Annotated in this window: 10 protein-coding genes, 1 tRNA gene and 1 pseudogene; 4 read left to right on the forward strand and 8 right to left on the reverse strand. The window is 68.7% G+C overall.

Annotation, left to right across the window (positions count from 1 at the left end):
* A pseudogene (locus MMB92_RS25695) lies at nt 1-241 on the reverse strand (hypothetical protein); the annotation flags it as partial.
* A gap of 23 nt (nt 242-264) precedes the next feature.
* Here MMB92_RS25695 and argA point away from each other — a divergent pair.
* A complete protein-coding gene (gene argA / locus MMB92_RS25700; protein WP_006485509.1) occupies nt 265-1644 on the forward strand; it encodes an amino-acid N-acetyltransferase in 1380 nt (459 codons plus the stop codon).
* Between the two features lie 53 nt (nt 1645-1697).
* Nucleotides 1698-1973 carry an oxidative damage protection protein gene (locus MMB92_RS25705; protein ID WP_006478357.1) on the forward strand — a complete coding sequence of 92 codons (276 nt, stop codon included), beginning with the start codon at nt 1698-1700 and terminating at the stop codon, nt 1971-1973.
* Between the two features lie 261 nt (nt 1974-2234).
* Here the strand turns inward: MMB92_RS25705 and MMB92_RS25710 are convergent, their stop codons facing one another.
* The 3 genes from MMB92_RS25710 to MMB92_RS25720 all read right to left on the reverse strand — a co-directional run bounded on the left by MMB92_RS25710 (nt 2235) and on the right by MMB92_RS25720 (nt 6696).
* Nucleotides 2235-3647, reverse strand: coding sequence for an MFS transporter (locus tag MMB92_RS25710; RefSeq protein ID WP_006485508.1), 1413 nt, complete (start codon nt 3645-3647; stop codon nt 2235-2237).
* Nucleotides 3648-3736: 89 nt separating this feature from the next.
* Nucleotides 3737-4948, reverse strand: coding sequence for a CoA transferase (locus MMB92_RS25715; protein ID WP_006497805.1), 1212 nt, complete (start codon nt 4946-4948; stop codon nt 3737-3739).
* Nucleotides 4945-6696, reverse strand: a complete 1752-nt coding sequence (locus MMB92_RS25720; RefSeq protein ID WP_060265380.1) for an acyl-CoA dehydrogenase family protein — start codon at nt 6694-6696, stop codon at nt 4945-4947. Before MMB92_RS25720 ends, MMB92_RS25715 begins: the two co-directional genes overlap by 4 nt.
* A gap of 173 nt (nt 6697-6869) precedes the next feature.
* Here MMB92_RS25720 and MMB92_RS25725 point away from each other — a divergent pair, with 173 nt between their 5' ends.
* Complete coding sequence (locus tag MMB92_RS25725; protein WP_006497802.1) at nt 6870-7772, forward strand: LysR family transcriptional regulator; 903 nt, start codon at nt 6870-6872, stop codon at nt 7770-7772.
* Between the two features lie 98 nt (nt 7773-7870).
* Nucleotides 7871-7945, forward strand: a tRNA-Val gene (locus MMB92_RS25730).
* 118 nt (nt 7946-8063) lie between these two features.
* Here MMB92_RS25730 and MMB92_RS25735 read toward each other — a convergent pair.
* From MMB92_RS25735 to hutG, 4 genes are all read right to left on the reverse strand, one after another.
* Nucleotides 8064-9458, reverse strand: coding sequence for an aspartate aminotransferase family protein (locus MMB92_RS25735; protein ID WP_069275290.1), 1395 nt, complete (start codon nt 9456-9458; stop codon nt 8064-8066).
* A gap of 28 nt (nt 9459-9486) precedes the next feature.
* Nucleotides 9487-10824, reverse strand: a complete 1338-nt coding sequence (locus MMB92_RS25740) for a glutamine synthetase family protein (protein ID WP_006497799.1) — start codon at nt 10822-10824, stop codon at nt 9487-9489.
* Between the two features lie 12 nt (nt 10825-10836).
* Nucleotides 10837-11643, reverse strand: a complete 807-nt coding sequence (locus MMB92_RS25745; RefSeq protein WP_006488099.1) for a gamma-glutamyl-gamma-aminobutyrate hydrolase family protein — start codon at nt 11641-11643, stop codon at nt 10837-10839.
* Between the two features lie 721 nt (nt 11644-12364).
* Nucleotides 12365-13162, reverse strand: a complete 798-nt coding sequence (gene hutG, locus MMB92_RS25750) for an N-formylglutamate deformylase (protein ID WP_006488072.1) — start codon at nt 13160-13162, stop codon at nt 12365-12367.
* Nucleotides 13163-13188 lie beyond the last annotated feature (26 nt).

Below are 13188 nucleotides of genomic sequence, written 5' to 3' on the forward strand. Positions count from 1 at the left end.
GCGGGGCGCGCTCGCCCGTTGCCTGGGGCGCGCCCTTCGCGGCCGGCTGGCGCGCGCCGCCGCGCCGTTCGTCGCCGCGCGGTGCGGGTGCCGCCGTGCCCGCCGGCTTGTCCTGCTGCTGGCGGGGCGGCTGGCCCTGCTGCTGGCCCTGCTGCTGGCGCGCATCGGCCGCACCATCCGGGTGCTGCGCCGACGGCGTATTGGCCCGCGTCGGCGCGGGACTTTTAGAAACATTCGACATGGGGGCGCATTATAATCCCGCCCATGAATTCCCAAACCGACCTCCCTCCCGCCCAGACCGGCGCCGCGACGCCGCCGGCCGCCGACGATTCGGCCGCCAGCCACGCGCAGTTCGTCGACTGGATGCGCTCCGTCGCGCCCTATATCCACAAGTTCCGCAACAGCACGTTCGTCGTGGGGTTCGGCGGCGAGGTGGTGCAGCAGGGGCTGCTGAATGCGCTCGTGTCCGACATCGCGCTGTTGCAGGCGATGGGCATCCAGATCGTGCTGGTGCACGGCTCGCGCCCGCAGGTCGAGGAGCAGTTGAGCCTGCACGGTGTCGAATCCGAGTTTTCGCACGGGCTGCGCATCACCGATGCGCGCGCGCTCGAATCCGCGAAGGAAGCGGCCGGCGAGGTGCGTCTCGACATCGAGGCCGCGATCAGCCAGGGTCTGCCGAACTCGCCGATGGCGCACGCGCACATCAGCGTTGTGTCGGGCAACTTCGTGACCGCGCGGCCGGTGGGGATTCTCGACGGGGTCGATTTCGCGCACACGGGCATCGTGCGCAAGATCGACGCCGAATCGATCCGTCATTCGCTCGCGAGCCGCAAGCTCGTGCTGCTGTCGCCGCTCGGTTTCTCGCCGACCGGCGAAGCGTTCAACCTGTCGATGGAAGACGTCGCGTCGGCGGCCGCGATCGCGCTGCGCGCCGACAAGATCATCTTCCTGACCGAAGGGCCCGGCATCGTCGACGACGAAGGCGAGCTGGTCCGCGAAATGTCGCTCGACGCCGCGGCCGAGCTGCTCGATTCTGGCAACATCCAGGGCGACGACGCGTTCTTCCTGAAGCATTCGATCCGCGCGTGCCGCGGCGGCGTGACCCGCGCGCACCTGATCCCGCAGTCGCTCGACGGCAGCATGCTGCTCGAACTGTTCCTGCACGACGGCGTCGGCACGATGATCTCGTACGAGAATCTCGAGAGCCTGCGCGAGGCGACGCCGGACGACGTCGGCGGCATCCTGTCGCTGATCGAGCCGCTCGAGTCGGACGGCACGCTGGTGCGGCGCGGCCGCCACCAGATCGAACGCGACATCGACCACTTCTCGGTGATCGAGCACGACGGCGTGCTGTTCGGCTGCGCGGCGCTGTACCCGTACCAGCAGGAGAAGATCGGCGAGATGGCGTGCCTGACGGTCGCGCCGGAAGCGCAGGGCTCGGGCGACGGCGAGCGCCTGCTCAAGCGCATCGAGCAGCGTGCCCGCGCGCGCGGCCTCACGCACATCTTCGTGCTCACGACGCGCACCGAGCACTGGTTCCTCAAGCGCGGCTTCGTCAAGGTCAGCGTCGACGACCTGCCGGAAGACCGTCGCAAACTCTATAACTGGCAGCGCAAGTCGCTCGTGCTGATGAAGCAGCTCTGAGCACCGGCACGACTGCCCTTCCCCCCAGACACCGATTACAGGAGAAGTACACGATGGCTCGAATGATCCAATGCGCGAAGCTCGGCAAGGAAGCCGAAGGCCTCGATTTCCCGCCGCTGCCGGGCGAACTCGGCAAGCGCATTTACGAGAGCGTCTCGAAGGAAGCGTGGCAAGGCTGGCTCAAGCAGCAGACGATGCTGATCAACGAAAACCGCCTGAACATGGCCGATCCGCGCGCGCGTCAGTACCTGATGAAGCAGACCGAGAAGTACTTCTTCGGCGACGGCGCGGACCAGGCGTCCGGCTACGTGCCGCCGACGGAAGGCTGAAGCGACGCGACTCGCGACGGCAGGCCGCGCCGGCCTCGTCGCGACGTGAAGCCAACGCCCAGGCAAACGGCACCGTGTCTCGCACGGTGCCGTTTGCTTTTGGGAAGCGTGATCCGGTGCGAGCCGACGCCGCGCGACGCACGCTCGGTCCGGCACGCGATGCCGCCGGAGCGCCGAATTACCGCGCGACCGCGCCGGCGGATTGCCGCCTCACCGAATTACCGCGTCGCCAGCGTGCCGAATCGCGCCGGCCTCCCCGCGTCACCCCGCCGGTTTCAACGTGCCGCGATCGTCGGGCTGCGCCGGCGCGCCGGCCGGACAATCGGCCCCCGCGCCTTCGGTGCCCCACTCGGCCGCATCGCTGCGCTCGGCGCTCGACAACTCGTCGGCGCGATACCCGGTGCGGTTCAGCAGCGCCAGCATGCACGCCAGCGACACGAGCGCGTACAGCCCCGACGCGATCGCGACGCCGACGATGCTGCCCGTCGCATTGAGAATCGCCTGCGCGAGCACCGGCGTGCCGCCGCCGACGACCAGCGCGCTCAACTGATACGCGAGCGACAGGCCCGTATAGCGGATGTTCGCCGGGAACACGCGGGCGAGCACGCCGCCGACCGCGCCGTAGAACATCGCCGACGGAATCGTCGAGATGCACATGCCCGCGACGGCGACCCAGTACGAACGCGTCGCGAGCGCGTGGAACATCACGGGCATCAGCACGATTTCCGGGATCAGGATCCAGCCCATCGCGCGCCGCATGTCGACCTTCGACACGAACCACGCACCGACCGGCTGCATCAGGAACTGCACGACGAGCGAGATCGACAGGATGCCGAGGAACGTGCCCTGCGCGTAGCCGAGTTCCTTCGTCGCCCACGACAGCGCGAACGTGCTGCGGAAATACGTGACGTTGATCACCGGCAGCGTGCCGGCCGCGAGCAGCACGACGACCCAGTGGTCGCGCACGACGTCGCGCAGCGGCAGCTTCACCGTGCGCTTGCGCGCGAGCACGCGCTGCATGTCGATCGACTCCTCGAGCCGCAGCCGGATCACCATCCCGATGACCACGAGCACGGCCGACAGCAGGAACGGAATGCGCCAGCCCCACATCAGGAACGACGGGGTCGGCAGCGCGCTCAGCGCGAAGAATGCCGCCGTGGCCAACAGGTTGCCGGTGGGCGAGCCTTGCTGCGCGAACGCCGCATACAGGATGCTGCGATGCTTCGGCGCATTCTCGCTCGCGATCAGCACCGCGCCGCCCCACTCGCCGCCGACCGCGATGCCCTGCAGCACGCGCAGCACGACGAGGCCCGCCGGCGCCCACACGCCGATCGACGCGTAACCGGGCAGCAGGCCGATGCCCGTCGTCGCGAGCCCCATCATCACCAGCGTGATCACGAGCGCGGTCTTGCGGCCGACGCGATCGCCGAGATGCCCGAACACGATGCCGCCGAGCGGCCGCGCGGCGAAGCCGGCCCAGAACGTGACGAACGCGAGCAGCGTCGCGACGCCGGGATCCATCGTGCCGGAAAAGAACACCTTGCCGAACACGAGCGCCGCGGCCGTGCCGTAGATGTAGAAGTCGTACCACTCGATCGTGGTGCCGACGAACGCCGCGAGGGCGGCGCGGCCGGGCCGCGGTTGTGCGGCGGGCGGGGATTGAGGACGGCTCATCGATGTCTCCATATTGGGGTGATCGGGGGCGCGACTCGCGCGCGCCTTTCCCGGTGGCCGGCATCACGCCGCCGGCCAGCGGCGTCGTGTCAGTCGGGCGGCGATTCGCCGGCCGCCGTCTTCAGCACGCCGGCATCGAGCAGTTGCTGCTGAAGCGCGCGATCGACGCCGAGCCGGTCGAGCACCGCGCGCGTGTCGCGGCCGAGCGCGGGCGGCGCCGACCGGTAGGTGGCCGGCGTGCGCGACAGCTTCACCGGCGACGCGGTGCCGCGATACGCGCCGATCTCGACGAACAGGTTGCGGTGCAGCGCATGCGGATCGTGCGCGACGTCGGCCACCGTGCGCACCGGCCCGCACGGCACGCCGGCCGCCATCAGGTCACGCGCGAGCGGCTCGCATGCGTGCGCGGCGAGCCGCGCTTCCAGCTCGGCCTTCAGCGCGGGCCGGTGCGCGCAGCGGCTGCGGTTGTCGACGAAGCGCGGATCGCCGGCGAGCGCCGGCGCGCCGAGATGCGCGACGAGCCGCGCGAACTGCCGGTCGTTGCCGACCGCGAGGAAAATCGGCACGGTGGCCGTGCGGTAGCTGTCGTACGGCGCGATGTTCGGGTGCGCGTTGCCGCTGCGCTCCGGCACGCGACCCGAGCCGAAGAAATTCGGCAGGTGCGGATGCAGCAGCGACACGCCGCAGTCGTACAGCGCGACGTCGATCGACTGCCCGCGCCCGCTCTTCTCGCGCTCCGCGAGCGCCAGCAGGATGCCGGCGAGCGCGTTGAGCCCCGTGACCATGTCGACGATCGGCAGGCCGATGCGGGTCGCGTCGCCGTCGCGTTCGCCGTTCACGCTCATCAGCCCGGCCATCGCCTGGATCACCGCGTCGTAGCCGGGCAGCCCGCCGAGCGGGCCGTCGTCGCCGAAGCCCGTCACCGCGCAGTGGATCAGGCGCGGAAAGCGCGGCTGCAGGTCGCGTGCGTAGTCCATCCCCCAGCGCGCGAGCGTACCCGGCTTGAAATTCTCGACGAGCACGTCGGCTTCCTCGAGCAGGCGCCACAGGATCGCGCGCCCTTCGTCGCGCGACAGGTCGAGCGCGAGCCCTTCCTTGTTGCGGTTCACGCCCATGAAATACCAGGCCGTGTCGCCGAGGAACGGCGGCCCCCAGCCGCGCGTCTCGTCGCCGGCGGGCGGCTCGATCTTGACCACCATCGCGCCGTGATCAGCGAGCGCCTGCGTGCAGTACGGGCCGCCGAGCACCCGGCTCAGGTCGATGACCTTCAGGCCGTCCAGTGCGCCACGCGTCGCGTTCATCGCTCGACCTCCGGCAGCAGGTCGAGCGCCGTGTCGAGCGCGACCGGCAGACCGCGCAGCAGCGCGTCGGACGCGGCCGATTCGTCGTCGCGCAGAGCCGGCGCGAGCGGATCGACCGGCAGCAGCTTGTGACGCACGATCAGGTGCGCCAGCGCGAGACGGCGGAAATCCGGCGCGAGCCGCGCGCCCTCGCAGGCCATCAATACGGCCGCGCTCGCGTAATACAGCGCGGACGCGGCTTGCCGCACACGCGCGTCGTCGCCTTCGTCAGCGACCCGCGCGAGCCCGTCGCACGCCCGCGCCAGAATGCGCCGCAACGCCGTGCGGCTCGCCTCGGGCAGCGGCGCCGCGCCCAGGCGATCGCCGAGGAACGTGCGCAGCGCGTCGAGCGCATGCTCGCGCTGCGCGGCGCGCGCGACGTCGAGCGCGACGATGTTGCTGGTGCCCTCCCAGATCGAGCCGAGATGCGCGTCGCGCACGAGCCGCGCATCGCTCCATTCCTCGATATAGCCGGTGCCGCCGCGCACTTCCATCGCGTCGCCCGTCACGCGGCGCGCGTCGCGGCACGCGCGGAACTTGATCAGCGGCGTCAGGATCCGCACGCAGCGCGCGGCCTGCTCGTCGCCCGCGTCGGCCTGCGGCAGCAGCAGCGCGATCTGCATGAACATCGCGCGCGCGGCCTCGGCCGGCAGCAGCATCTTCATCAGCTGGCGCTGCATCAGCGGCATCTCGATCAGCTTGCGGCCGAACGCCTCGCGATGCGCGGCCACGTGCAGCGCTTCGTTCAGCGCGCGCCGCATCAGCCCCGCCGCGCGCACGCCGTTCGACAGCCGCGACATGTTGATCATGTCGGCCATCTGGTGAAAGCCGCGGCCGATCTCGCCGATCAGGTACGCCTGCGCGCCTTCGAGCGCGATCTCGCCGCTCGCCATCGAACGGCTGCCGAGCTTGTCCTTCAGCCGCACGATCCGGTAGCGGTTGCGCGTGCCGTCCGGCAGCGTCTTCGGCAGCAGGAACAGCGCGAGGCCCTTGATGCCGTCCGGCGCGCCGTCGGGCCGCGCGAGCACCATCGCGAGATCGGCGTCCGCGTTCGAGCAGAACCACTTGTCGCCGGTCAGCCGCCAGACGGTCTCGCCGTGCACGTCGGTTTCGCAGGTCGCGCGCGTCGCGATCCGGCCGACGTCGGAGCCGGCCGCCTGCTCGGTCATGAACATCGCGCCCTGGTACAGCGTGTCGAAGTCGCGCGACGCGAGCATCGGCAGGTAGCGCGCGACCAGCGCGGGATCGCCGAAGCGGCGCAGCGTGCGCGTCAGCGAATCGGTCATGCTGACCGGGCAGCACAGCCCGAATTCCGCCTGCACGAACAGGAACGTCAGCGCGTACTTGACGAGCGGCGGCACGGTTTCGGCTCCGTGGCTCAGCGACGCGAGCCCCAGCTCCGCATACGCGACGCGTTCGAGCGCGACGTACGCCGGGTCCTTGTCGATCCGCTGCACGGCCTCGCCGCGCCGGTTGCGATGCTCGAGCACGGGCGGATGCTTGTCCGCGCGCGACGCCCATTCGTCGAGTTCGCCCGACGCGCGCGCGCCGAGCGCGTGCAGCCGCGGCTCGAGTTCGGCATAGCGCGCATCGCCGAGATGCAGCTTCAGCAATGCGCCGAGATCGGGGTCGACGGTGAAGAAATTGATGCCCCGGCTGTCGGGGATATTGGATGCGCCGGTGTCGGGCGTGCGAGCGGTGTCGTTCATGCATGCGTCTCCTGGGTTGCCTGTGCGGCGACCGGGCCGCGCGCCGCGGCGTCCGGCCGATCCTGCGTCAAGCCTCCCGCAGAGCGTAGGCGCGCGATCGATAAGCGTCCAATACAGGATTTGTCCGGTACGATAGATATCGCTTATCAATGCGGACGCCGGGAGGAGACACCATGGAACTGAGGCAGTTGCGCTACTTCGTGGCGGTCGCCGAGGAACTGCATTTCGGGCGCGCGGCGAAGCGCCTGTTCATCTCGCAGCCGGCGCTGAGCTTCGACATCCGCAAGTTCGAGGACGCGCTCGGCGTGCAGTTGTTCTCGCGCACCAACAAGACGGTCGCGCTGACCAACGCGGGCGAGGTACTGCTCGGCGAAGCGCGCCGGCTGCTGCTGCAGGCGGCCGAAGCCGAGCGCCTGACGGTGCGCTCCGCATCGGGGCTCGCGGGTCGGCTGCGGATCGGCTTCGTCCACTCGATGCTGTATCGCGGGCTGCCCGACGCCGTGCGGCGCTTCGAGGCCGACTATCCGGGCGTCGAGGTCGTGCTGAGCGAGATGAACACGCACGCGCAGGTGCAGGCGATCCAGCGTGGCCAGATCGATCTCGGCTATGCGCACTGGGGCCACTTCCCGCCCGAGGTGGAATCGGTGCCCGTCTATGCGGAGCCGTTCGTGTGCTGCCTGCCGGCCGCGCATCCACTGGCGCGGCGCAGGCAGGTCGCGCTCGCCACGCTCGCGACCGAACCGTTCATCCTGTTTCCGCGCGACGCCGCACCGCACTATCACGACCTGATCATCGCGCAGTGCGTGAACGCGGGATTCAGTCCGCTGATCCGTCACGAGGCGCGGCTGTGGCAGACGATCCTGTCGATGATCGAATTCGGGATGGGCATCGCGCTGGTGCCGCGCGTGCTGCAGCAGGCGAAAAGCGACCGGCTCGCGTTCCTGCCGCTGAAGGATGCGTCGCTCGAATCGCGCACGCTCGCGCTGAAACGCAGCGGCACCGCCGAACCGGTGGCGCTGCGCTTTGCCGGCTACGTACGCGCGTCGATCGATGCGCTGCCCGCGCTCGCGGGCTGAGCGCGCGGCTCGCGAACCGGTGCTTGCGGCTATTTGAAAAAATTTGCAGAAAGGGCTTTACGAGCCCCAAAATCTCTGACATAATTTGATTCTTCTTTGGGCGGTTAGCTCAGCGGTAGAGCACTGCCTTCACACGGCAGGGGTCACTGGTTCGATCCCAGTACCGCCCACCAAAGAATTCAAGGGCCTGCGTCTCACGACGCAGGCCCTTTTCGTTTTGGGCGTCGCGCGTGCCCCGAGCGACGCGGGCGCCACGTCATACGACGCCCACGTCCGCACGCAGCTACCGGCTTACCGTGCGCGTCCCACCCGCTCCGCCGTCGCGTCGAACGCGCGCTTCGCCTTGTCGACGATCTCGTCGACCTCCGCCTCGCGAATCACGAGCGGCGGCGACAGCAGCATCCGGTCGCCGGTCGCGCGCATGATCAGGTTGCCGTTGAAGCAGAAGTCGCGGCAGATCGTGCCGATATCGACGTCCGCGCCGAAGCGCTCGCGCCGGCTCCGGTCGCGCGCCAGCTGAACGCCGGCGACGAGTCCCGCTCCCGCGATCTCCCCGACGATCGGGTGGTCGCCCAGCGCGTCGCGCAGCCGGCGCTGGAAATACGGCCCGATGTCGGTCTTCACGCGCTCGACGATGCCCTCGTCGCGCAGCAGCTTCAGGTTCGCGACCGCGACGGCGGCTGCCACCGGGTGACCCGAATACGTGAGGCCGTGATTGAATTCGCCGTTGTCGATGATCGGGCGCGCGACGCGCTCGTGAATGCCGACCGCGCCCATCGGTACGTAGCCCGACGTGAGGCCCTTGGCCATCGTGATCAGATCCGGCTCGAAGCCGAAGTGCTGGTGCGCGAACCATTCGCCGGTACGGCCGAAACCGCCGATCACTTCGTCGGCGGCCAGCAGGATGTCGTACTTGCGGCAGATCCGCTGGATTTCCGGCCAGTAAGTCGACGGCGGGAAGATCACGCCGCCCGCGCCCTGGAACGGCTCGCCGATGAAGGCCGCGACGTTCTCCGCACCGAGTTCGAGAATCTTCGCTTCGAGCTGCTGCGCGCGCGCGAGGCCGAATGCTTCGGGCGTCTCGCCGGCTTGCGCTTCGCCGAAGAAATACGGCTGGTCGATGTGCACGATGTGCTCGACCTTCGACGGCATCTGCTCGTGCATGTAGCCCATCCCGCCGAGCGTGCCGCCCGCGATCGTCGAGCCGTGATAGCCGTTCTTGCGCGAGATCACGTATTTCTTCTGCGGCTTGCCCTGCACGCGCCAGTACTGGTGCACGAGACGCAGCACGGTGTCGTTGCCTTCCGAGCCGCTGTTGCAATAGAAGAAGTGGTTGAAGCCGGCCGGCGTCACTTCCGCGAGCATCGCGGAAAGTTCGATCACCGGCGGGTGCGTGGTCTTGAAGAACGTGTTGTAGAACGGCAGTTCCTGGATCTGGCGATACGCGGCGTCGGCGAGTTCCTTGCGCCCGTAACCGACGTTCACGCACCACAGGCCGGCCATCCCGTCGATCACCTTGTTGCCGTCCGAGTCCCACAGGTAGACGCCGTCGGCCTTCACGATCACGCGGCTGCCGGCACGATTGAGCGCGCCCATGTCCGAGAACGGATGGATGTGGTGCGCGGCGTCGAGCGCGCGAAAATCGGCGGTCGAGCGCGGCGAAAAAGCTTCGTTTCGATCGGTCATGTTTTCTCCGTCAAACAGCGCCGCACGCTTACACGTGCAGCAGCAGATGCCTGCGTTCCCACGAGCTGATCACGCGGAAGAACGCTTCGTATTCGGTTTCCTTCAACGCCAGGTAGGCCTTCACGAACTTGTCGCCGAGAATGCCGGCGAGCGGCTCGCATGCGGCCATCAGCGAGATGCCCTCCTCGAGATTGCGCGGCAGCTGGTACGGCAGGTCGTAGCCGTCCGACGCGATCGGCTCGGTCGGCGCAAGCTGTTGCGTCATGCCGAGATAGCCGGCGGCAAGCGTTGCCGCGAATGCCAGATACGGATTGCAGTCGACGCCCGGAATCCGGTTCTCGATGCGTCGCGCGACGGGGCTCGACTGCGGAATGCGAAAGCCCACCGTGCGGTTGTCGTAGCCCCACTGCACGTTGATCGGCGCGGCCATGAAGCGCGACAGGCGGCGGTACGAATTGATGTACGGCGCGAAGATCGGCATCAGCGCCGGCGTGTACTTCTGCAGTCCCGCCAGGTAGCTGTGGAACAGCGGCGACACGGCGCCGCCTTCGTCGGCGAACAAATTGCGCCCGGTGCGCGCATCGGCCAGGCTCTGGTGAATGTGCATCGCGGAGCCCGGCTCGCCTTCCATCGGCTTGGCCATGAACGTCGCGTACATGTTGTGACGCAGCGCGGCCTCGCGCACCGTGCGCTTGAACAGGAACACCTGGTCGGCGAGCGGCAGCGCGTCGCCGTGCACGAAGTTGATCTCCATTTGCGCGGCGCCGACTTCGTGAATCAGCGTCTCGATGTCGAGGCCCTGCATTTCGCAGTATTCGTAGATGTCCTCGAACAGCGGATCGAACTCGTTGACGGCCTCGATCGAATACGACTGGCGGCCGGTTTCCGCCCGCCCGGTGCGGCCGACGGGCGGACGCAGCGGCAGGTCGGGATCGGCGTTCATGTCGACCAGGTAGAACTCCAGCTCGGGCGCGACGACCGGCTTCCAGCCCTTCGCCTCGTACAGGTCGAGCACGCGGCGCAGCACGTAGCGCGGCGAGATCTCGACCGGCGAGCCGTCGAAGTGCACGCAGTCGTGGATCACCTGCGCGGTCGGGTCGACCGCCCACGGGATCAGGCAGATCGTCGACGGATCGGGCACGCACACCATGTCGGGATCGGTCACGCCGGTCAGCGTGCCGTCCTCCGGATAGTCGCCGGTGACGGTCTGCACCATCACGGCCTGCGGCAGGCGCATCGATTCGCCGGATTCGAACTTGTTGCGTGGAATGATCTTGCCGCGCGCGATGCCGGCCATGTCGGGAATGATGGCCTCGACTTCGGTGATGCGGTGCTGTCGCAGGAATTCGCTCAGTTCGGGTTGCATGATCGGCCTCGTTCAGTCGATGTCGGATGCGGCCGGCGACGGCATCGCGCCGCCGGTCGCATGAATGCGATGTGTCATGTGCGCGCGGCACGCCGCGCCGAATGCCGCGAAGATGTCGCGCGACAGCGGCTGCTCTGCGTAGCGCCATTCGGGATGCCACTGCACGCCCAGCGCGAACGCACGCGCGCCGCGCACGCTGACGGCCTCGATCAGCCCGTCGGGTGCGCTCGCTTCGACGGCGAGCCCCGCGCCCAGACGCGCGATGCCCTGGTCGTGCAGCGAGTTGACCGTCGCCTCGTGCGCACCGCGCGCGACCCGCTGCAGCAGACCGCCGGGCGCGAGTTGCACCACGTGCGCGGGACCGTACTGCCGCTCGAGCGGATCGGCCGGGCGTTCGCGATGATCGTCGAAGCCGGTCGTCGCGTGCAGCCGCTGATGCAGCGTGCCGCCGTACGCGACGTTCAGCTCCTGCATGCCGCGGCAGATCGCGAGCACCGGCACGCCCGCGTCGATCGCCGCGCGGATCAGCGGCAACGCGGTCGCATCGCGCGCCGGATCGTGCAGCGTGTCGGGCGCGCTCGCGGCACCGCCGTAATGATGCGGTTCGACGTTCGAATAGCTGCCGGTCAACAGCAGCCCGTCGATTGCCGCGACGATCGCGTCGGCCGGCTGCCGCGCGCCGAGCGCGGGCAGCACGAACGCCAGCGCGCCGGCGCCGTCGACGACGGCGGCGAGGTACTTCTCGCCCGCCGTGTGGTTTGGATGGGCGCCGCGCAGGATGCGGTCGGCGGTGACGGCTACGATCGGTCGTGCGCGCATCGGCGTCTCTCCGGTAATGGCGCGCGACATGCTTGCGCGCGCAACGAGGCGGGTTCGCGGGTACGCCGCACGCGCGTGCCATCCCGCCGCGCAGGCGCGATCCTGCCGCGCGGATGCCGCGGCAACAGGCGGTACGGCCCGGGACGGAAGCGGAAAGGGACGCTAGGGCAACAACGATGCGCTGCCGTCGCACTGCACCGCGCTGCACAGGTGCGCGGTCACGAGATTGAAGCGGCGCGGGCCGCGATGAGAAATGGCGAAGAAGCGAGGCTCGCGTAACGGGGCGGCGCGCGTGCCGCGATCAGCATGCCGGTTCGGCCCGGCCTGAGGCGGCGCGCCCGCCGACGGACTTCGGGTCCGGCGTATCGAAGGGCTGGCGGCTTTCACGATCGTACTCGACTGACTGATGGAGACAGGACACGTGTCGCAATGCCGCGTGGCGACACGTCAGCAAGATGTCTCGCAGCGGATTCGGCGTAGCACGGCCATCGTCGAGGGCCTCGCCGCCGGTGCGCGCGTGACGACTTCCTGACATTCAGCTTATATCACCTAAAAATTGCGTCAACTTTTCGGGGGCGGACGACGATATCGATCAGACGAAAAAAACGGCATCGATCCGCGCGATCGATGCCGTTTCGTGCGTTGCATCGGCTTGCCTGCTACGTGCCGGCGGGGCGGCACGCATCGTCGCGCCGCGCCGCCGCATGGACGCGGCCCGTGCTCAACGATGCGCGAGTGCGGTTTCGACGAGCGTCTGCAATAGCGGCGCGATCCGTGCTGCACGCGCTTCGTCGTACGCGTACGGACGCGTCTCCTCCATGTAGGTGATCTGCGACAGTTCGAGTTGCACGGCCTCGACGCCGGTATCGGGCACGCCATAGTGTCGCGTGATGTAGCCGCCCTTGAAGCGCCCGTTCGCGACGGCCGTATAGCCGCCGTGCGCGAGCACGCGCGCGGCCAGTGCCTCCGCGAGGCCCGGCGCCGCACTCGCGCCGCTCGACGTGCCGAAGTTGAAGTCCGGCAGGCGGCCGTCGAAGAAACGCGGCACGTGCGAGCGGATCGAATGCGCTTCCCACACGAGCACGCGGCCGTGTTCGCCCTTCAGCCGCGCGATCTCGCGTTGCAGCGCGTCGTGATACGGCACCCAGTAGCGGTCGCGGCGACGCATGATCTCGTCGTTGCCGGGCAGCGCGTTCGCCGGATACAGCGGCGCCTTGTCGAACGTATCGACCGGCACGAGCCCCGTCGTGTCCTGCCCCGGATACAGGTTCTCGTTGTCGGGCGGACGGTTCAGGTCGACGACGTAACGCGCGTGCGACGGCACGAGGATCGACGCGCCGAGATCGGCCGCGAACCCGTACAGCCGCTCGAGATGCCAGTCGCAATCGTCGACGAAGCGCGCGTCGGGCGTCATCGTCGCGGCGATGTCGTCGGGGATGTGCGTACCTGCGTGCGGAATCGAGATCAGCAGCGGCAACGTGCCCTGCTTCAGCGTGAATACAGCCGGTTGTTCAGTCATGTCGCCTCACCGTAAGAGTCGGCCGG

The organism is Burkholderia sp. IO2 (genome assembly GCF_029522185.1).
Taxonomy (GTDB): Bacteria; Pseudomonadota; Gammaproteobacteria; order Burkholderiales; family Burkholderiaceae; genus Burkholderia; species Burkholderia cenocepacia.

What these genes read in the sequence shown, in the direction of transcription:
- argA (WP_006485509.1), top strand. Translation starts at nt 265, where the DNA reads ATGAATTCCCAAACCGACCTCCCTCCCGCCCAGACCGGCGCCGCGACG.
- MMB92_RS25705 (WP_006478357.1), top strand. Translation starts at nt 1,698, where the DNA reads ATGGCTCGAATGATCCAATGCGCGAAGCTCGGCAAGGAAGCCGAAGGC.
- MMB92_RS25710 (WP_006485508.1), bottom strand. Translation starts at nt 3,647, where the DNA reads ATGAGCCGTCCTCAATCCCCGCCCGCCGCACAACCGCGGCCCGGCCGC.
- MMB92_RS25715 (WP_006497805.1), bottom strand. Translation starts at nt 4,948, where the DNA reads ATGAACGCGACGCGTGGCGCACTGGACGGCCTGAAGGTCATCGACCTG.
- MMB92_RS25720 (WP_060265380.1), bottom strand. Translation starts at nt 6,696, where the DNA reads ATGAACGACACCGCTCGCACGCCCGACACCGGCGCATCCAATATCCCC.
- MMB92_RS25725 (WP_006497802.1), top strand. Translation starts at nt 6,870, where the DNA reads ATGGAACTGAGGCAGTTGCGCTACTTCGTGGCGGTCGCCGAGGAACTG.
- MMB92_RS25735 (WP_069275290.1), bottom strand. Translation starts at nt 9,458, where the DNA reads ATGACCGATCGAAACGAAGCTTTTTCGCCGCGCTCGACCGCCGATTTT.
- MMB92_RS25740 (WP_006497799.1), bottom strand. Translation starts at nt 10,824, where the DNA reads ATGCAACCCGAACTGAGCGAATTCCTGCGACAGCACCGCATCACCGAA.
- MMB92_RS25745 (WP_006488099.1), bottom strand. Translation starts at nt 11,643, where the DNA reads ATGCGCGCACGACCGATCGTAGCCGTCACCGCCGACCGCATCCTGCGC.
- hutG (WP_006488072.1), bottom strand. Translation starts at nt 13,162, where the DNA reads ATGACTGAACAACCGGCTGTATTCACGCTGAAGCAGGGCACGTTGCCG.